Annotated in this window: 14 protein-coding genes; 5 read left to right on the top strand and 9 right to left on the bottom strand. The window is 69.4% G+C overall.

The annotated features are described in order from the left end of the window. The 4 genes from ACXMDP_RS10775 to ACXMDP_RS10760 form a co-directional block, all read right to left on the bottom strand. The gene (locus ACXMDP_RS10775; RefSeq protein WP_311134163.1) at nt 1-1593 is read right to left on the bottom strand and encodes a CocE/NonD family hydrolase; all 1593 of its coding nucleotides are present in this window, start codon (nt 1591-1593) and stop codon (nt 1-3) included. A 9-nt stretch (nt 1594-1602) separates the two neighbouring features. After that, the gene (locus tag ACXMDP_RS10770) at nt 1603-1911 is read right to left on the bottom strand and encodes a hypothetical protein (RefSeq protein WP_311134162.1); all 309 of its coding nucleotides are present in this window, start codon (nt 1909-1911) and stop codon (nt 1603-1605) included. 65 nt (nt 1912-1976) lie between these two features. Continuing rightward, the gene (locus ACXMDP_RS10765) at nt 1977-2366 is read right to left on the bottom strand and encodes a DUF4332 domain-containing protein (RefSeq protein ID WP_094512917.1); all 390 of its coding nucleotides are present in this window, start codon (nt 2364-2366) and stop codon (nt 1977-1979) included. Nucleotides 2367-2380: 14 nt separating this feature from the next. Then, on the bottom strand, nt 2381-2848 hold the full coding sequence (locus ACXMDP_RS10760; RefSeq protein ID WP_259730527.1) for a Ycf51 family protein: 468 nt from the start codon (nt 2846-2848) through the stop codon (nt 2381-2383). 68 nt (nt 2849-2916) lie between these two features. Here ACXMDP_RS10760 and ACXMDP_RS10755 point away from each other — a divergent pair, with 68 nt between their 5' ends. From ACXMDP_RS10755 to ACXMDP_RS10735, 5 genes are read left to right on the top strand one after another with little or no spacing between them, the layout of a single operon-like run. Further along, nucleotides 2917-7608 (top strand): translocation/assembly module TamB domain-containing protein, encoded by a 4692-nt coding sequence (locus tag ACXMDP_RS10755; protein WP_259730526.1) that lies wholly within the window; start codon nt 2917-2919, stop codon nt 7606-7608. Nucleotides 7609-7619: 11 nt separating this feature from the next. Continuing rightward, the gene (locus tag ACXMDP_RS10750) at nt 7620-8642 is read left to right on the top strand and encodes an ROK family protein (RefSeq protein ID WP_259730525.1); all 1023 of its coding nucleotides are present in this window, start codon (nt 7620-7622) and stop codon (nt 8640-8642) included. A 12-nt stretch (nt 8643-8654) separates the two neighbouring features. Continuing rightward, the gene (locus tag ACXMDP_RS10745; protein ID WP_259730524.1) at nt 8655-9965 is read left to right on the top strand and encodes a glutamate-5-semialdehyde dehydrogenase; all 1311 of its coding nucleotides are present in this window, start codon (nt 8655-8657) and stop codon (nt 9963-9965) included. Between the two features lie 53 nt (nt 9966-10018). Beyond that, nucleotides 10019-10474, top strand: a complete 456-nt coding sequence (locus tag ACXMDP_RS10740) for a dihydroneopterin aldolase (protein WP_259730621.1) — start codon at nt 10019-10021, stop codon at nt 10472-10474. 24 nt (nt 10475-10498) lie between these two features. After that, complete coding sequence (locus tag ACXMDP_RS10735; protein ID WP_094512912.1) at nt 10499-11095, top strand: esterase/lipase family protein; 597 nt, start codon at nt 10499-10501, stop codon at nt 11093-11095. 10 nt (nt 11096-11105) lie between these two features. Here ACXMDP_RS10735 and ACXMDP_RS10730 read toward each other — a convergent pair whose 3' ends face one another. The 5 genes from ACXMDP_RS10730 to thrS all read right to left on the bottom strand — a co-directional run bounded on the left by ACXMDP_RS10730 (nt 11106) and on the right by thrS (nt 19025). Beyond that, nucleotides 11106-13217: a M3 family metallopeptidase gene (locus ACXMDP_RS10730; RefSeq protein ID WP_259730523.1), complete on the bottom strand. Its 2112-nt coding sequence runs from the start codon at nt 13215-13217 to the stop codon at nt 11106-11108. A gap of 61 nt (nt 13218-13278) precedes the next feature. Next, nucleotides 13279-14853 carry an NAD(P)H-quinone oxidoreductase subunit 4 gene (locus tag ACXMDP_RS10725; RefSeq protein WP_259730522.1) on the bottom strand — a complete coding sequence of 525 codons (1575 nt, stop codon included), beginning with the start codon at nt 14851-14853 and terminating at the stop codon, nt 13279-13281. A gap of 165 nt (nt 14854-15018) precedes the next feature. Beyond that, a complete protein-coding gene (thrB, locus tag ACXMDP_RS10720) occupies nt 15019-15969 on the bottom strand; it encodes a homoserine kinase (RefSeq protein ID WP_259730521.1) in 951 nt (316 codons plus the stop codon). Between the two features lie 103 nt (nt 15970-16072). Continuing rightward, on the bottom strand, nt 16073-17125 hold the full coding sequence (locus tag ACXMDP_RS10715) for a glucokinase (RefSeq protein ID WP_259730520.1): 1053 nt from the start codon (nt 17123-17125) through the stop codon (nt 16073-16075). Nucleotides 17126-17189: 64 nt separating this feature from the next. Next, the gene (gene thrS, locus ACXMDP_RS10710; RefSeq protein WP_259730519.1) at nt 17190-19025 is read right to left on the bottom strand and encodes a threonine--tRNA ligase; all 1836 of its coding nucleotides are present in this window, start codon (nt 19023-19025) and stop codon (nt 17190-17192) included. Nucleotides 19026-19754 lie beyond the last annotated feature (729 nt).

The following is a 19754-nucleotide window of genomic DNA, read 5'->3' as shown; positions in this document are numbered from 1 at the left end:
TCAGCAAAGTTTCGCCGACGTGAGCGGCTTGAGGTGCAACTGCGCCTCTTGGAGACTGAACTGGAGGGTGATCACCCGATGGTCGGGACCTGTGCGGCCCCTGGGGTGATAGCCATCGCCGGGATTGACGGCGATCTGCGGCCATGCCGCCGCCGCCAAAGACAGGCGCAGGCATTCGCCGGCGCGAAGCGTGGCCAGCAGGGGCTGGAACTGCAGCCGGCGTCGTTGCACGGTCAGGGCATCGGGGCCGAGCCAGCGACCCACCCCTGTGCAGAGCTGCAGCACCTGACTGCCTCCGGCGCGCACCACCGAAAGCGCCCCACACAGGTCGTGGCCGAGCTGATCGGCGGCCAGATCCACCACCAGCTCTGGCCTGCCGCAGAGCTGCACATCCTGCGCGATAGGCGCCGAGGTGAAACAGGCCACATCGCTGCGCTGGTCGATGTCGCCCCTCTCCACCAGGCCGGCCTCCAGGGCCAGATGGCCACCACGGCCGGGGCAGGGCCGCCAGGGGTCGTGCACCAGCCACACCGCACCACCCCCCTTCCCGGCCTCTGTGAGCTGCCCCTCATTTGCATTGATCGCCGCAAGCCCGCCGCTGCGTAGGCCCCACACCAGGGAAGGATGAGGAGTGGCCGGGGCAGGGACCCAGGCCCCGCTGGTGAGGTCGCCTAGTGCGCAGGCAGCCGGCATCTTGGTGGGCTCACGGCCACGCAGATGCCGGTCAAAGAAGGCCAGCTGCAGCTGATCAATTCCGCCGTTCCAGTTCAGATGGGTCCAGGGACCCACCAGCAGTCTCGCTGAGCCGCCGGACGCCCGACTGCGTTCAAGCAGGTCAAGCACGCCGCAAAGATGTGGGTCGAGCCAGCCGCCGATCAGCAGCATGGGCTGGCGCAGCAGGGCCGGCGGAGGGTGGTGGCAGCGCCAGCCGTGCGGTTCCCGGGGATCAAGGTGCAGCCAGCCGAGCCCCATTCCGTTGGGGTCGTGGCGCTCCAGCAGCGCCATCCCCTCCATCAGGAACTGCCCGCTCTCCAGGCTGCGGCGGATCGCCTGCCAGGCGTCGTGGTCACCGCGGCGGCGCACGGTTTCGGCGGCCAGCTGCAGTGCCCAGCCCAGCCCCAGCGCCCAGCGGTGTGCGCCCCCGTCGCTAGCCCAGTGAAGCCGTTCATCGAGGCCGGTCATGGCCGGGGCCATGGCATCCGGTGGCGCCGTGTCTGCGCTGCCCAGCACCTGGGTGAGGCCCTGATAGGAAAAGCCGTAGGTGCCCACCTTGCCATCGGCGAACGGCAGGCTGCGCGCCCATTGCACCGCGGTGGCCCCATCCAGGGCCTCCTGGGCGAATCCTTCGAACTGGCCGGCCGAATCGCCCCGACCGCGCACGTCCTGCACCACCACCGCATAGCCCTGCCGGGCATACCAGTGGGGATGGGCGGCGGTGATGGTGGAGGCGATGGCCCGGCCATAGGGCTGGCGCACCAGCAAAACCGGCCAGCGCCCAGGCGTGCTCGGCTTCCAGACGCGGCTGGCCAGCTTCACCCCATCGGCGCAGGGCATCCAGGTGTCGCTGGACTCCACCGGCAGGGCGTCAGGCACCGGTGCGGCTCAGCGCACGTCTGGGCAGTAAAGGCCCACCACGTAAGTCGTCAGCACTTCGGCATCCTGAGTGCTGACGTTGCGGCTCTGGGCCACCATCGCTACAGCCTGGGGAGAACTGGAGCGGACGCCCTGGGCATTGAGGGCACGCAACTGACTGCAGAGGTTCTGGGCCACCTGCGGATTCTGTTTGACCGATTCGAGCAGGGCGGAAGCGGCACCGGCTGGAGCGGCTGCCAGTACGGCGAACGATGCGAGTGCGGCTGTGAGGGAGCAGAGCACATGGCTGGTGTCTCCCCAGCGACGGGTGTAAATCAATGCAAGACCAAGGAGGGAGTGCTCCCATTCCAGTGAGATGGAGGGTGGGGCAGGGGCGCGGCGGGTCAGTTTGGGGAGCGACTGGATGCCTTGCGGGCCCGAAGGATCCAGCCGCGCACGGTGTCACGGTCGATTCTGGCAAGAGCTCCTGGCCGCAGGGCCCGCTCCAGCCGGGTGAGCTGCACCTGCAACCGTTCCGGTGAGCATTCCGCCAGAGCGGTGGCTGTGGCAATGCCGGCATGGAGCAACAGGGCCGCATCACCGGCGTCGAGGGCGAGCGCCTCCATCAGCCTTGCCTGGCCGCGCAGACGCGTCAGCCGCTGTTCGGAAGCCCCCTGTCTCGCCAACTGGCGCAGGGCCCCGTCCTGGAGCCGGGCCAGGCTGGCCCACTCCCGCACGCCGGCGGCCTGGAGTTGCTCCTGCTCCAGATGGAAGTGCTGGGGCAGGGGATACATGGGGGCGGGGACGTTCAGGGCTTGATCACCACCACGGTTCCATCGCGGCCGCGGGTGGCTTCCGCCAGCACCACGGGCCGGCTAACGCCTGGTGCCACCGTTTCCACACGCCGCAGGCGCACATGCACGCTGCCGTCGGTGGTGATGCGGCCACTGCCGCGCAGGTTGCGGGCCACCTGCTCCACGGTGGGGGCGTAGGAGGCTGGGCTCAGATCGGCGCTCGCGGTTGCCACCACCAGGTTGGTGCCGTTGTCGAACACGATCGGAGCGTTCACCGCACCTTCGACCTTTTCACGGGGGTTGTAGCTGATCGCGAAGGCCCAGCAGGAGAGTGAAAGCAGCACGGTGAAGCTGGTGACCCCCACCAGCCGGAAGCGGATCCCCCAGCTGGAGACGAACCCCGCCAGGGTCGCCACGGCCAGCACCGCGCTCGCCCCCGCGAGCCACTGCCCGGCTTTGAGCAGGATCGGATCGGCAGGCATGGGGGCTGGGCGGCAGGGGATTCAACTTATATATTGCGGCCACCTCAGGCGGTGATAGAAGCGAGCCGATGGGGGACGACGCTGAGCGCATTGCAGGGCCCGTGGCACGGGCCGTGGGCCGGCAGCGACGGCGCCGTTCATTGGTGGTGGCCACAGTGCTCGGTGCAGGCCTGGTGGCCACGGGCTGGTTCGGCGCAGATCACATCGGCCGCAGCCTCTACGACCGCTGGCGCCCCGACCTTGAACGTCAGTTGACCCGCGCCCTGGGTCATCCCCTCGAACTCGGCCCCTACGCCGGGCTGCGGCCCTGGGGCATGGCGATCGGCGCCAGCCGCTTCAGCCCCGGCCCCAATGACGGCTCCAGCCTGAAGGTGCGCTCCCTCACTGTGGGGCTGGATCCGTTGGGAAGCCTGCAGACCTGGACCCCCACCCTCCAGCTCACGGCGAGGGGCGCCGAGATGGATCTCGTCCGCAATGCCGCCGGCCAGTACTGGGTGTTCGGCGGCACCGTCGCCGGCCGACAGCCGCCGCGGCTGAACCTGAACGTGCACCTCGCCGATTCCACCCCGGTCACCATTGCCCCGGCGGGGCTCCACCTGCGGCTGCGGGGCTCGGTGGCGGTGAACCTGCAGAAGCGCCTGGTGAACTGGCGCCTCAACGGATCGCAACGCCTGCCCCGCCAGCCTGAGCCGGCGGCTCTCGCCGGGCGGCCTGCAGCCGGCGACGGGCTGAGGCAAGCCGGTGGCGCTGCTGCCGGCCGCCTGCGCGCCGATGGCCGCTTCCAGTGGGACCGCCGCGAGCTTGAACTGGCGCTGCGGCTGCGGCAGGTGCAGCTCGAGCCCCTGGCGGGCCTGTTGCCGGCCGGCATCGGTTTCGCGCGGCCAGGGGGTGCCGGCGGGCGCCATCTCAGCGGTCGCGCCGATGGCCGCCTGTCGTTGTCGCTGACACTGCCGCAGCAGGCCGGTCGCTTCCGCTGCGGCGGCAACTTGCGCCTGGGCGGACTGCAGCTGCAGGACCCCCAGCTGCCCGCCCCCTGGCAAGCCGACAGCGCCCAGCTGCGCTGCCGCGACGACCAGATCAGCCTCGATCCCATGCGCTGGAGCATGGCCAACTGGCGCGGCAGCGCCGCTGGTTCGCTGGTGCCGGGCCGTTCCTTTGCCCTCACCGGCGGTGCTGAAGATCCCCGTCGCGGCGATCGCCTGCAACTGCAGGTTCAGGGGCCCTGGCTGCAACCAAGAGTGCAGCTCACCGGCCGGGTTCCGCTCGGCAAAGGCAGGCCCACCAGCCCGGCACCGCTGGCGCTCAGCGCCGATCTGCAGGTGGACCGGCGCCGTTCCCTGGCAGTGGACTTGCGGCGTTTACAGCTGACGTCCGGCCGTTCCCAGCTGGTGGCCGACGGTGCGCTCTGGCCCAGGCTGGCGGTGCGCAGTCGGTCGGGCTCGCTGCACCCCAGCCTCTGGAGCGCCGCCCCTTGGCTGGGCTCGCTGCTGGGCCGTCAGGAGCCGCTGTCGCTGGAGCTGGAGTCGTCGGGAACGCTGCTGGCCCCACGCCTGCAGGGCTCGCTGGCCCGCCAGGGCCGCCCGCTGCTGAACATCGACCTGCTGGCCCGTGCCGCCTCCGCTAGGGCGGGTGGCCGTCCTGCCGTGCCCAACACGCTCACGGCCGTGCTGCGGGCTCCGGCCGGTGTGAGCGTGGAGGGTCGGTCGGTGCTGGGGGCCACCATCGCGCAGCTGGGCTGGAGGGACGGGCTGCTGCGTCTCGACGACCTGACGGCGCCGGGCTTGACCGCCCAGGGGCGCCTGCCGCTGCGCTGGCAGAACCGCCGCGGGCTGGTGGCGGGTGATCTTGACCTGCTGCTCGACCTGCCCACCTATCCCCTGCAGCGCCTCAGTCCGCTGGTGGGAGTCCGCCTGTTCGGCACGCTGGGGGCCCGCGGCAGCCTGCGCGGTCCGCTGGCGGCCTTGCGGCCCGACCTGCGCCTGGAGGTGGCCGACCTGGGCAGCGGTCCGCTGCAGCTGCGGGAACGCTGGACCGGGCGGCTGGTGGCGGCCGGTAGCGGCAGCCAGCTGAGCATGCGCTCCACCGGCACCGCCCTGCCCGGCACGCTTACCGCCAGCCTCGATACCTCCTGGTTGCCGCGGCAGGTGACCCTGCAGCGCGAGGGGGGCACGCTCGCGCTCAATGGCAGCCGGGAGCAGTACCGCTGGCAGGCCCGCGGCCTGCCCCTCAACGGCCTGCGCCTAGAGACCACCCGAGGAGGCCGCCGCGAGCCGCTGCAGGGGCTGCTGAGCGGTCAAGGGGTGGTGGGCCTGGCGCCGCTCACGATGAACGGCCGGGTGCAGGTGGAGCGCCCGGCGCTGCTGGGGCTGCTCGCCCGCGAGCTGGTGGCCGAAGGTGACCTCCGCCAGGGCCGCTACCGGCTCCGTGGCCGGGTCGATCCGCTCAGCGGTGGCAAGCTCAACCTGCGGGCCTCCGGCAGTGGCGGTGGCCCGCTCCAGCTCGCTTTTGAAGGCCGTTCGCTCACCAGCGCCTTCTTCGAGCAGGTGCTTCAGCTCCGCGCCCGCACTGGCGGGGTGGTGGGCCCGGCTCAGGGACGCGCCAGCGATCTGGGTGTGCTGGCGATCGACACCCTGGGCGGCACGGTGGCCGATCAACTGGCAGCGCTGGCGGCGGCTCGCGCCCGGCTCGACGACTCCGCCCAGGCCGGCATGGCGCCCAGGCCGAAGTTCCGCACCGATCTGCTGCGCGGCCTGGTGGATCTCGACGGCACCCTGGCCGGACCCAACCTCGCCGCGCTCAGGCTGACCCTCAACGCCAAGGGTCACCTGTGGCTGAAGGGCGACGACCGCGATCAGGCCCTGCAGCTGGAGCCCTTCGTGGTGCGGCTGCAGGGGCCGCTCGGACCCGGCCTGGGCCAGTTCGCGCTGGAAGGTCTTTCGCTGGGGCTGCTGGCCCTGATCACGCCGGTTCCCAATGGGCTGCGCGGCACGATCGATCTGGAAGGCCGCTTCCGGATCGGTGGCGCGGGCCGGCCTGGGTCCGCACCGGAGCCACAGTTCACCACCCGGGTGGCCCTGCGCGACGGCTCGCTCAACGGCATGCCGCTGGTGCTGGAGAACGCCCAGGTGAGCCTCGATGAAGCCGCTGTGTCGGCCCAGGCCTCCCTGCGTGGTGATAGTGCCGCCGACAGCGTGGATCTGAGCGCGCGGGTGCCGCTGGATCCCGCCAGCGACGGCCTGCGGTTGCGGCTCTCCAGCCGCGGCGATGGCCTGCGCTTCCTCACGGCCCTGGGCGGCAAGCAGCTGCTCTGGCGCAGGGGCAGCGCCGATCTGGAGCTGCTGGTGCGCGGCAGCCTCGACGACCCCTCCGCCAACGGCTTCCTGCGCGTCCGAGGCGGCGAGCTGCTGCTGGCCGGTCAGGAGGTGACCAGGCTGGAAGCCACCGTGCTGTTCGACTTTGAGCAGCTACTGGTGCAGGAGTTCAGCGGCCAGGTGGGGCAGAAGGGGGCGATCAAGGCCGCCGGCAGCCTGCGGCTATTCACCCCGTTGCCGGAGGAGAAGCCGCTGCAGGTGGAACTCACCACCGCCCGCCTGAGCGTGCCGCGCCTCAACGCCCAGACCGACGCCTTGCTCACCGTCACCGGCACCCTGCTGCGCCCGCTGGTGGGCGGAGAGGTGAATGTCAGCCGCGGCAAGCTCAACGTGCAGCCCGGTCAATTAGCCCAGTCGGAGCAGATCGAGGGCGGCGAAGGCAAGACCGTGGCCGTGAGGCCGGTAGCGATGCAGACCCTGCTGGAGTCGAACTGGGACTTCCAGCAGCCGCTGGTGCTGATGGGGGCAGGCGTGGACACGGGTTCGGGAGAGGCGCTGCGCAGCTCGGTGCCCAATCTTTCCTATTTCAAGCTGGAGGATCTGCGCCTGAACCTTGGCCCTGATCTGGAGGTGGTGATGCCCCCGGTGGCGGCCTTCCGCACCACTGGTCTGCTCACCCTCAACGGGCCGATCGACAGCAGTCTGCAGGCCCGCGGTGTGGTGCGCCTTAGGGGCGGCCGCCTGACGCTGTTCACCACCACCTTCACGCTCGATCCCGATGCGCCCAACGTGGCGGTGTTCACCCCGTCGCTGGGCCTGGTGCCCTTCCTCGACATCGCCCTGCGCACCCGGGTGTCGAACAGCCTGGAGGTGGGCCGCAGCCCGGGCTTCGTGACCGAACAGGACCTGCGCGGCGGCTTCACCCCGCTGGACCAGCTCAATCTGGTGCGGGTGGTGATGAAGATCAGCGGTCCGGCCGACCGGATCGGTGAATCACTGGAGCTGCGCAGCAATCCGCCGCTGTCCCAGGAGCGGCTGGTGGCCTTGATCGGTGGCAATTCGCTGGCGGGCCTCACCGGGGGCAACGCGGGCGCGGCCCTGGCCACTGTGCTGGGCCAGTCGTTGCTCTCGCCCCTGGTGAGCACGCTCACCGATGCGCTCGGCCAGCGGGTGAGCTTCGCGATCTACCCCAGCTACGTGGTGCCAACCGACAGCCAGAATCCCAACAGGGGCAATGGGCGGGTGCCCTCCCAGCTGGTGCTGGCCACCGATTTCGGCCTGGACCTTACCGATCGGATCAACCTCTCGATGCTGGCGGCACCGAACCGCAGCGACATCCCCCCCCAGTTCACCCTGCGCTATCAGGTCAACGACACCTACGGCCTGCAGGGATCGGTGGATGCGGAAGGTCGCTGGCAAACCCAGCTGCAATTCTTCTTCCGGTTCTGAACGCCCCGCCCATGGCCGACGCCCCATCCCTGGCCTCAACGCCGGCCATGGCTGCCACCGTGCTCGAGGCTTCCGCCCTCAGCCTGGCCTCCACTGCCCCCCAGCTCTCTGCCCTGCCGCCAGCCTCAGCGGCAGACCAGGCCATCGGGGTGGATCTGGGCGGCACGGCCATCAAGCTGGCCCGCGTTGACCGCAAGGGCCAGGCCCTGGCAGAGCTCGAGCTGCCCACCCCCCAGCCACCGATGCCCGGCGCCGTGTCCATGGCGATCGCCGCGGCGATCGAGCAGCTCGACCCAGAGCGGCAGGCGGCCGTTGTGGGCGTGGGCGTGCCCGGCCCGGTCGATGCGTCCGGTCGCGTTGCCCGCATCGCCATCAACCTGCCGGGCTGGCGCCGGGTGCCGCTGGCCGACTGGCTGGAGGCCCGACTCGATCGGCCGCTGGTACTGGCCAACGATGGCAACTGCGCCCTGCTGGGCGAGGCCTGGTGCGGCGCGGCGCGCGGCGAGGACAACGTGCTGCTGCTGACCCTGGGCACCGGCGTCGGGGGCGGGGTGCTGCTGAGCGGCCAGCTGTTCACCGGGCCCCACGGGGCGGCGGCCGAGCCGGGGCTGATCGGCGTGGATCCGCAGGGTCCCGACTGCCACAGCGGCAACCGGGGCTCGCTGGAACAGTTCTGCAGCATCAATGGCCTGCGGCGCCTATCGCTGCTGGAGCCCCGCGAGCTCTGCCGCCGTGCCGACGCGGGTGCGGCCGATGCCCTGGCGGTGTGGGACCGCTACGGCCAGCTGCTGGGCACGGGCCTCAGCTCCCTGCTCTATGTGCTCACGCCTGAGCTGGTGCTGCTCGGCGGTGGCCTGAGCGGCGCCAGCCACCACTTCCTGCCGGCGGTCTGGCGGGAGGTGGAGCAACGGGTGATGCCGGAGAGCCGCGAGGGCCTGCGTCTGCGCCGTTGTGCCCTCGGCAACGGGGCGGGCCGGCTCGGCGCCGCCCGGCTGGCCTTCGATCGTCTCGCGCCCCTGCCGCCCACCGATTGAGAAGATGGGGCCATGACCAGCCCCGTTCCTGACCCCTCCCCAGAACTGCTGCAGCGCGCCCTGGAGGTGCGGCGAGCGGCGGGTCAGCTCGCCCAGAGCAGCGACGCCGAGCGCCAAGCGGCGCTGGAGGCGATGGCGGCGGCACTGGAGCAGGCGTCCGCTGAAATCCTGGCCGCCAATGCGGCCGACCGCCAGGCGGCACAGGCCGATGGCCTGCCGGCGGCGCTGGCGGCACGGCTGGTGCTCGATGGCCCGAAGCTGGCGGCGGCCGTGGCGGGGGTGCGTCAGCTGGCGGCCCTGAGCGACCCGCTCGGCCAACGCCAGTTGCACACGGAGTTGGATGAGGGCCTGGTGCTGGAGCGAATCACGGTACCGCTCGGGGTGGTGGGGGTGATCTTCGAGGCGCGCCCCGATGCGTTGGTGCAGATCGCATCGCTGGCGGTGCGCTCCGGCAATGGCGCCCTGCTCAAGGGGGGCCGGGAAGCCCGCCGTAGCTGCGCCGCCATCCACAGGGCCCTGCAGCAGGGCCTGGCCGCCAGTGCGGTGTCGCCGCAGGTGCTCGATCTGCTCACCTCCCGGGAGGAGAGCCTCGCCCTGCTCAAGCTTGAGGGCCTGGTCGATCTGATCATTCCGCGCGGCTCCAATGCCCTGGTGCGCTTCATCCAGGACAACACCCGTCTGCCGGTGCTGGGCCACGCCGACGGCATCTGCCACCTGTACGTGGATGCGGAGGCCAACAGCGAGGAGGCGCTGCGGGTGGCCCTGGATTCCAAGATCCAGTACCCCGCCGCCTGCAACGCGATCGAAACCCTGCTGGTGCATCGCGCCATTGCTGCTGATTTCCTGCCGCCGGCGGTGGCGGCCTTCGCGGCGGCGGGGGTGGAGCTGCGCGGTGATCCCCGCGCCTGCGCCCTCGGCGTGCCGCTCCCCGCCAGCGACGAGGACTGGGGCACGGAGTATTCCGATCTGGTCCTGGCGGTGAAGCTGGTCGACGACCTGGAGGCGGCGCTGGCCCACATCGCCCACTACGGGTCCCGCCACACCGAGGCGATCTGCACCGCCAATCCAGCCACAGCCGAGCAGTTCCTGCGCGCCGTCGACAGTGCCGGGGTGTTCGCCAATTGCTCCACCCGCTTCGCCGATGGCTTCCGCTACGGCCTCGGGGCGGAGGTGGGCATCAGCACCCAGACCCTGCCCCCGCGTGGGCCGGTGGGGCTGGAGGGCCTGGTCACCTACCGCTACCGCCTGCGGGGCCATGGCCAGACCGTGGCGGATTACGCCCGCGGCGATCAGCGCTTCATGCACCGCTCCCTCCCCCTGTGACTGCCGCCTCCAACCCGCCCGGCAAACCCGCCAGCGCAACGCCCAGCCACCCCATCGTTGAGCCTGCCGGCCACCCCGCAGGCTTTGGCGCGGACGCCATCCACGTGCGGGGCCTCCGGCTCTGGGCCCATGTGGGGGTGCTGGAGCGGGAGCGCCTGCTGGGCCAGTGGTTCGAGCTGGATCTCACCCTCTGGTGGCCGCTGGCGCCGGCGGGGCGCGCCGATGCTCTGGCGCTCAGCCTGGATTACGGCGTGGCGATCCAGGCCCTGCAGCGGCTGGCCCGGGAGCTGCGCTGCCTCACCCTGGAGGCCTTTGCGGAGCAGACGCTCAACACGATCGAGCGGTTGTACGGCCCGGTGCCGCAGCGGCTGGAGCTGCGCAAGTGCCGGGCCCCTGTGCCGGGCTTCAGCGGCATCGTGGCGGTGGAGCGCTGGCGGCACGCGGAGAGGATCGGCCTGCCGGCGGGGCTGCCTGCTGCGCCTGCCACTGCAGCTTCCAGCGGCCACTGAGCCCCCGGCCATCAGGATGGCCCGATGACGGCGCTTCCCCCCCTTGTTCTCGTCCACGGCCTCTGGGACACCCCGCGGCTGTTCGCACGGCTGACCCGCCAGCTGGCCGGCGCCCGCGACCCGCTGCTGATTCCCCACCTGCCCCACCGGCTCGGGGCCACCCGCATGCGGCCGCTGGCGGAGCGGCTCGGAGCGGCGATCGAGGCGGCCTTCGGCCCGGATCAGCCAATTGATCTGCTCGGCTTCTCCATGGGCGGAGTGATCGGTCGCACCTGGATCCAGCTGCTGGGTGGCCATCAGCGCACGCGGCGTTTCATCAGCGTCGGCAGCCCCCAGCAGGGCACGATCGTCGCCCAGCCGTGGCCCTCCTGGCTGGTGGGCGGCATCGCCGAGATGAAGCTGGGCAGCCCGCTGGTGCGCGAGCTCAACGGGGATCTCAGCGGCCTTGAGGGGGTGGAGTGCCAGAGCTACTACTCGCCTCTGGACCAGGTGGTGATACCCGCCTGGCGGGGCGTGCTGCCGGTGGGGCCGTGCACACCGCTGCCGCCCACCCTGCACCAGCACATCCTCAGTGACCCGCGCTCGCTGGAGGCGCTGCGGCAGGTGCTGCTCGCCCCCTGAACAGGCAGGTTCAGGCCACCGCCACCAGGCCCGAGTGCCGGATCAGCGCTTCCGGCGAGGGCTGCCGGCCGCGGAAGGATTCGAACACCTCGGCCGGATGGCGGCTGCCCCCCAGCCCCAGCACCGTGGCGCGGAAGCGGCGACCGGTGGCCTGAATGGCCTCCTCGTTCTCGAGACCCACATCCTCGAAGGCGCTGAAAGCATCGGCGCTGAGCACCTCAGCCCACTTGTAGGAGTAGTAGCCCGCCGCGTAGCCGCCGGCGAAGATGTGGCCGAAGGAGCAGAGCAGCGCATCTTCCGGGATCGGGGCGATCACGGTGGTGGTGGCGGCGATCTCACGGCGCAGCGCCTCTGGGGAGCGGCCGTCCTCAGGGGTCCACTGGCTGTGCAGGCGCAGATCGGTGAGCGCCAGGTGCACCTGGCGCAGGGTGGCGGCGCCGGTCATGAAGGTGCGGGCTGCCTGCAGCTTGGCGAACTCCGCTTCGGGCAGGGGTTCGCCGCTCTGCCAGTGGCGGGCCATGCCCAGCAGGGTGGCGCGGTCGTAGCACCAGTTCTCCATGAACTGGCTGGGCAGCTCCACCGCATCCCACTCCACGTTGTTGATGCCTGCCGCCTGGGGGCGCTCCACCGTGGTGAGCATGTGCTGCAGACCATGGCCGAATTCGTGGAAGAGGGTCTCCACTTCCTCGAAGGTCATCAGGCTGGGGGTGTCACACACCGGCGGGCTCTGGTTGCACACGAGGTAGGCCACCGGCAGCACCGGCCGGCCGTCGTCCGCCACGCTGCGCACCAGGCATTCATCCATCCAGGCACCGCCCCTTTTGCTGCCGGGACGGCTGTAGGGGTCGAGATAGAACGCTGCAATGGCTTCGCCGCTGCCGGCGTCGTCGACTCGGAAGTAGCGCACATCTGGGTGCCACACCGGCGCCTCGCCATCGGCGGCGTTGATGCGGATGCCGAACAGGCGGTTGCAGAGGCCGAACAGACCATCCAGCACGCGCGGCAGCGGGAACCAGGGGCGCAGCGCCTCGCTGTCGAGCGCGAAGGCTTCCTGCCGGCGGACTTCCGCCCAGAAGCTCACATCCCAGGCCTGGAGGTCCTCGGCTTCAGTGGCGCCGGCGCGGACAGCACAGGCGCGCAGTTCGGCCAGTTCCTGCAGGGCAACGGGATGGGCGGCGGCACGCAGGTCTTCCAGCAGCCGCTCCACCTCCTCCACCGAGCCGGCCATTTTGGCGGCCAGGCTCACATCGGCCCAGTGGGCGTAGCCCAGGCGCTGGGCCTGCTCGCGCCGCAGGGTGAGGATCCGCTCGATCAGCGGCCCGTTGCCGCCGTCTTCGCCGGAGGCCCGGCTCACATGGGCCTTGTAGAGGCGCTCGCGCAGATCACGGCGGCGGCTGTATTTGAGAAAAGGGGCATAGCGGGGCATGTCGAGGCCCAGCAACCAGGGGCCCTCGGCGGCGCTGGCCTCGGCGTGATCGGCCTGGCGTGCCGCCTGGGCCAGTTGCCCGCGCAGGCTTTCGGGCAACCCTTCCACCTCGGCCGCTTCTGTGAGCAGCAGGCTCCAGCTGTTGGTGGCATCGAGCAGTTGGTTGCCGAAGCGGGTGGAGAGCTCGGCCAGCTCCTGGCTGGTGGCGTTGAAGGCGGCCTGAGCGTCGCCTTCCAGCCCCACGCCGCGCAGCTCCATGTCGCGCCGTTCGGCCGCGAGGATGCGCTGCTGGGTGGCATCGAGGTCGTTGCTGGCCTGGAGGGTTTCCAGCGCCCGGTAGAGCACCCTGCTCTGGCCGACGCGATTGCCGAAGGCCACCACGGCGGCCTGCTGGCCGGCATGGGCGGTGCGCAGCTCCGGCCCGTTGCAGACGCCGTTGAGGTGGCTCACCACCCCCCAGCTCCAGCGCAGCCGCTCGCCCAGCCGCTGCAGCGGCCCCATCACCTGCTGCCAATTCAGCGGAGCTTCGGCCTCGAGGGCTGCCGAGAGCTCTGCCTCCAGCCGGTCGAGCTGCTGATCGAGCTCGGCCAGCAGGCCGGGCATGTGCGCGCTGACCTGCTCGGGAGTGATCGCTGCGTAGTCAGGCAGGCCCTCGCCGACCAGCAGGGCCACATGAGCTTCGAGGGTGGATGGCATCGCCGGGGAGCTTTGGGGTGGTGTGGACCCATTTCACCCCAGCGGTGCAGCCGCCGGCGGCTCAGCCCAGGACGGGAAGCCGGCCAAGGGCCAGCTGGGCGTGGGCGCTGAGCTTCTCGGCCAGGGCGTTGGTGCTGGCGCCATAGAGATCAATGGCCAGGCGGGGCCAGAAGCCGATCGCCAGGGTGGGGACCAGCAGCACCAGGCCAATCACAAGTTCGCGGGGTTTCATGTCACCCACAACAGCCAGGGCCGGAATCCTGGGGCCGAAGAACACCCGCCTGCTCATCGACAGCAGATAGACGGGGGTGAGCACCAGGCCGATGGCGGCCAGGATGATGGTGATCACACGGAAGCCGATCGTGAAGCTGTCGTTGCTGGTGACCCCCAGGAACACGGTGATTTCACTGATGAAGCCACTCATTCCAGGCAACGCGAGCGAGGCCAGTGAACTGGCCAGGAAGAAGGCGAAGGTGATCGGCAGCACCTTCGCCAGGCCGCCCATGTTGGGGATCGACAGGGTTTTGGTGCGCTCGTAGAACACACCGGTGACGAAGAACATCGAAGCGGCGATCAGGCCGTGGCTGATCATCTGCAGCATCGCGCCGCTCAGCCCGAGGGTGTCGATTGCGCCGATGCCGAGCAGCACGAAGCCCATGTGGCTCACCGAGCTGCAGGCGATCCGCCGTTTGACGTTGTCCTGGGCGAAGGCATTGAGCGCGCCATACACGATGTTGACAATGCCCAGCACGATCAACGCCGGCGCCAGGCGCAGATGGGCGTCTGGAAGCATCTGCACGTTGAAGCGCAGCAGGGCATAGCCGCCCATCTTGAGCAATACGCCGGCCAACAGCATCGACACCGGCGCGTTGGCTTCGCCGTGGGCATCCGGCAGCCAGGTGTGCAACGGGAACATCGGCAACTTCACGCCGAAGCCGATCAGGAAGCCGAGGTAACAGAGCAGGGCGAAGCTGCCGCCGTAGGAGCGCTCACTGAGTTCCTGCAAGTTGAGGGTGAAACCGTCACCGCCGAGGGCCAGGGCCAGTCCGCTGATCAGGATCAGCAGTGAGGCGGTGGCGGTGTAGAGGATGAACTTGGTGGCCGCGTACTGGCGCTGGGAGCCGCCCCAGATGGCGATCAGCAGGTACACCGGCACCAGCTCCAGTTCCCAGGCCAGGAAGAAGAGCAGGAAATCCTGCGAGAGGAAAACCAGCGATTGGGCTGAGGCCTGCAGCAGCAGCAAGCCGAAATAGAGCTGGCATTTGCGGTTGAGGTTCCAACTGGCGGCCACCGCCAGCAGGGTGACCAGGCCGCTGAGCACCACGAGCGGTGCCGAGAGGCCATCGGCGGCCAGCGACCATTCCAGGCCGAGGGCGGGCAGCCAGGGCACACGCTCCACCAGTTGCAGGCCGCTGAGGCTGCTGTCGAAGCGCTGGCTGAACACCCAAAGGATCAGCAGGAGGTCGACGAGCAGCACCCCGAGGGCGATGGTGCGGGGAGCGCGGGGATCGGTGCCATCGCCGGGCACCAGAGGCATCAACAGGGCACCCGCCGCTGGGATCAGGGCGATCAACGTGAGCCAGGGAAAATCAGCAGGGAGAGAGGACGCGGCCGTCAGGGGCAGATTGGCGTCCATTTCAGCCTGCGAGGGGAACGTTCGGCCCGCCGCTGGGGCGGTGCAACCCGGAGAATTTATCAGTTACACGTACGGTGCTGAGTAGTTCTACTCAAAAGGGTTGTGGACACGGATCGCAGCAGGGATCCGCCGTGGCGTCGGCGGGAATTGTGGCGAACTCCGGGTTCAGCTGCGGTCGGGCAAGGGCTCCCAGCGGCTGCCGCCCAGATGCAGATCCAGCACCTGAAAGCGCGAGGCCACCCCTTCCCGTTCCCAGGCCTGGGTCATCGCCCGGCCCACCGCTGCGGCCTGGTCGCTGTTGCTGAGCGCCAGCAGCGTCGGACCGGCACCGCTGATCACACACCCCCACGCCCCTGCGTTCAGCGCCGCCTCCCGCACCTGCCGGCCGCCCTGGATCAGGCCCCAGCGGTAGGGCTCATGCAGACGGTCGTGCATGCCATCGGCGATCAGATCGCCGCTGCCGGTGCGCAGGCCCTGCAGCAGCAGGGTGAGCGAGCCGAGGTTCACCACCGCATCGGGGATCGGCACCACCCGCGGCATGGCCCGGCGCGCCTCGCTGGTGGAAAGCCGGATCGCCGGGATCGCCACCACGGCCTTCACCGCTTCATGCCATTCACAGCGCACAACGCGCCAGCGGTGCGAAGCCGCCTTGGCCGTCATGCAGAGGCCGCCGAGCAGGGAGGGCACCACGTTGTCGGGGTGGCCTTCGATGTCGATCGCCAGCTCGAGCAGCTTCTCGCGGCTGAGCGGTTCTCCCACCAGCGCATTGGCGCCGATCAGGCCGGCCACGATTGCGGTGGCACTGCTGCCCAGGCCTCGCGCAGGCGGCACCGCCAACCGCACCCGCGCTTCGAGCGCCACCGGCTGTTCGCCCGCCTCTTTCCACACCCGCTGTGCCGAGCGGTACATGAGGTTGTCGGGGCCCCCTCGCAGGTGGGCGCCCTCGCTGCCTTCGATGATCAGCTCGAAGCGCTCACCATCCCCCTCGATGCAGGTGAGCTGGAAGTGGTTGTTGAGATCGAGGGCGGCGCCGAGACAATCGAACCCCGGCCCCAGGTTGGCGGTGGTGGCGGGGACATCCACCGCCACTCCCTGCCCGATGCGGGGCCTGACCATGCGCTCCTTCCCTTCCTGCTGACCGTGATGGGTTCAGTGTCCCATTCGCCGGTGCGCGCCGATACAGGCCCGCTGCTCCACGCCCGCCATTCCGGCCCTGCGCTCAGCCCATCAAGGTGCGGGCGCGGCAGGCGGCGCTGAACAGGCCAGCCCCCGGATCCACCAGCGCCCGCAGCGGAATCGTCTTCAGCACCGGCGAGAGCCGCCCCTTCGCCCCGAAGGCCTCCAGGAAGACGGGAGAACGCAGCTGGGGCAGCAGCTTGGCGGCCGTGCCGCCGCCAACCCACAGGCCGCCGCTGCAGAGCGTCTGCAGGGCCAGGTCGCCGGCGGCGCTGCCGTAGGCCCCGAGCCAGAGATCGAAGGCCGCTGAAGCGAGCGCCTCGCCGGCCAGGGCCGCCTGGGCCACCAGGGCCGGCAGATCCGGCCGCTCCGCCAGCCCCTGCCGTTCCGCCTGCCACCAGGCCTCGGCCGGGGCATGCAGGGGGTGGCTGCCGCCCGGATCGCGCTCCCGCAGCATCCAGCGCGCCACATGGCCGAGCCCGGTGCCGCTCACCACACGCTCGATCGAGACACGCTCCAGTTCCAGCTCGTTGAGCAGCCATTGGCGCAGGCGCCATTCCTGCTCCTGGCGCGGCGCAAAGGCGGCATGGGCCGCTTCGCTGGCCAGGGCGATCGGGCCGTGGGGCCCGGGCACGCCGATCGCCACCCCCAGGCCGGTGCCGGCGCCGAGCACGGCCACCGGCCCCGTGGCAGCGGCGGCAGCCGGGTGGGCGTTGCCGCGCAGCGGCTGCTGCTGCTCGGGCGAGAGATGGGGCAGGCCATGGATCAGCACGGCGAAGTCGTTTACCAGCTCCACGGCCTCGAACGCGCAGGCCTTGGCCAAGGCGCCGGCATCGAGATGCCAGGCGAGGTTGGTGAGCTTCACCTGGCCGTTCTGCACCGGCCCCGCTACCGCGAAGCAGGCCTTGCGGGGCGGACCTGTCTCTGTGCCCTGGGCACCTTCGGCCAGGAAGTGACGCACCATGGCGCTGAAGTCGCTCCAGGCGGCCGAGGCATAGCGGGCCGAGCGCAGCTGCACCAGCTGACCCTCCCGCACGGCGTAGGTGGCGAGCAGGGTTTTGGTGCCGCCGATATCGCCGGCCAGCAGGATGGGCATGGGGAAGGTGCGCCGTGGTGGGATGCTGCCAGGCCCGGTGACGACGCGCCGCAGGGCCCAGGGTTCAGCCGATCGGCAACTCCAGACCCGCCGCACGCACGCTGTTGGCCTGGGCGGCTGCGGCCAGCAGCTCGGCCAGGGCCACCGCGCCAAGATCGCCGTTGCGGCGGCTGCGCAGGTTGACGCTGCCCTGCTCAGCTTCCTGGGTGCCTATCACGCCCAGCAGCGGAATCTTCATCTGCTCGCCCTTACGGATCAGCTTGCCGAGCCGTTCTCCGCTGCGATCCAGCGTGGCTCTCACTCCAGCGGCGTTGAGCTGGGCGAGCACTGTGTGGGCATAGGGCAGCACCTCATCGGTGACCGGCAGCAGACGGATCTGCTCCGGTGCCAGCCAGAACGGGAAATCACCAGCGTAGTTTTCCACCAGGATGCCGAAGAAGCGCTCCAGCGAGCCGAAGATGGCGCGGTGAATCATGATCGGCCGTGCCCGCTGGCCATCGGCGGCCACGTAGTGCAGATCGAAGCGTTCGGGCAGGTTGAAATCCAGCTGAATCGTGGAGCATTGCCATAATCGGCCGATCGCATCCTCGATCTTGATGTCGATCTTGGGGCCGTAGAACGCGCCGCCCCCTTCATCGATCTTGTAGGCCCAGCCCTTGCGATCGAGCGCCTCAACCAGGCCGGCGGTGGCCAGCTCCCACACAGCATCCTCCCCGATTGATTTCTCGGGCCGGGTGGAGAGATGAACCTCGTAGTTCTGGAAATCGAAGGTGGAGAGAATGGTTTCGGTGAGGTTGAGCACACCGAGGATTTCATCGCCGATCTGCTCGGGCAGACAGAAGATGTGGGCGTCGTCCTGGGTGAAGCCGCGCACGCGCATCAGACCGTGCATCACCCCTGGCCGCTCGTAGCGGTACACCGTGCCCAGCTCCGCCCAGCGGATCGGCAGTTCCTTGTAGGAGCGCAGGGTGTTGGCGTAGGTGAGCACGTGGAAGGGGCAGTTCATCGGCTTGAGCTGGAACTGCCGCTCATCCACATCCATCGGGCCGAACATGCTCTCCCGGTAGAAATCCAGGTGCCCGGAGGTTTTCCAGAGGCTCAGATCGGCCACATGGGGCGTGTAAAGCAGCTCGTAGCCGGAGGCGAAGTGCGCCTGCCGCCAGAAGTCCTCGATCAGCAGCCGCATGCGGGCGCCGCGCGGATGCCAGAACACCAGGCCGGCACCGGCCTCGTCTTCGATGGAGAAGAGGTCGAGGTCGATGCCGAGCCGGCGGTGATCGCGGCGCAGAGCCTCCTGCTTGCGGCGCTGGTGCTCTGCCAGCTGCTCGGCTGTTTCCCAGGCGGTGCCATAGATGCGCTGCAGCTGGGCACGTTTCTCATCGCCGCGCCAGTAGGCGCCGGCCACGCTTTCCAGCTCGAAGGCCTTGGGATTCAACTCGCTGGTGTTGGCCACGTGGGGCCCGGCGCAGAGATCCCACCACTCCTCGCCGAGCGTGTAGAGGGTGATGGGCTCGGTGAGGCCCGCGAGAATCTCCAGCTTGTAGGGCTCGTTCTGGGCCGAGATGCGCGCCTCCGCTTCAGCGCGGCTCACCTCGATGCGCTCCAGCGGCAAGCGGCGGCCGATGATCTTGCCCATCTCCTTCTTGATCGCCTTGAGATCGGCTTCGGTGAAGGGTTCGGGATGGTCGAAGTCGTAATAGAAGCCGGATTCGGTCCAGGGGCCGATCGTGACCTGCGCCCGGGGAAACAGCTTCTGCACCGCCATGGCCAGCACGTGGCTCATCGAGTGGCGAATTTTGAGCAGCTGGGTGCTTTCGCTCGTTTTGGGCAGCAGCACCGGGGTGCTGACCGTTTCCCCAGAGCGGCTGGCGGGCTCGGCGGCAGGGGAAGCGGTAGGCACGGCAACGGGCCAGAAGACCCTCAACTCTAAGCATCGGCTGTTGATCCTCCTATTGATAGGAACGCTGCCATCCCCTGGGTGCGGCGGTTGCCGCTGGCCGGCCGCTTCGGAGCCCCCGGCGCGAGGAGGCCTGTCTCAGGTGGGACGTTGAGAGAATGCTAAAAACCTGAGAAGTGTCTGTACTGCTGGACGAGTGACCGAATCTGCGGGCACTGCCAGGCAGGGCTGGAAGCGGAGAAACCGATGCTGCGACAAGGTGGCTGGATCCAGGGGCGCAGCTGCGTCCAGGACCGTGGTCAGTGGCGTGGCCGGTGCCGCGCCTGCGAATGCATTGCTCTTTGGGCTGAGCTCGTGTAATCGCCTCTACTGGATCACTCTTTCTAGGCAGAAGGAACAGGTGCTTTCTCATTCTCTGGATCCCACCACCCTCTTGGGCCATGGCCTTGCTGTGCATCTCAACGGGTTCAATCTGTTCGTAAGGGATCGCGTCAATAATCTCCGGATGTGCGTGATGGCACCGACGCGCTGGTGATCGCTGCCACCTCCATGCTTGACAGCGACAATCGGCTGCGGAGGGTAGGAGCCTATTCTTCGCTGGATTGGAGCATGGTGCCGGAGGGAACCATTACGTTTGACCGGAATGATCCACGACATTCCGATCTGCAGCTGTTACAGACCTGGCAATCATATACTTGCCCATTATTCAGAGAAGAACGTTCTCTACGGTGT

The sequence above is a fragment of the Cyanobium sp. ULC065 genome (genome assembly GCF_977927515.1).
The sequence above is the reverse complement of the archived record's forward strand: the minus strand, read 5'-3'. Positions and strand labels throughout refer to the sequence as shown.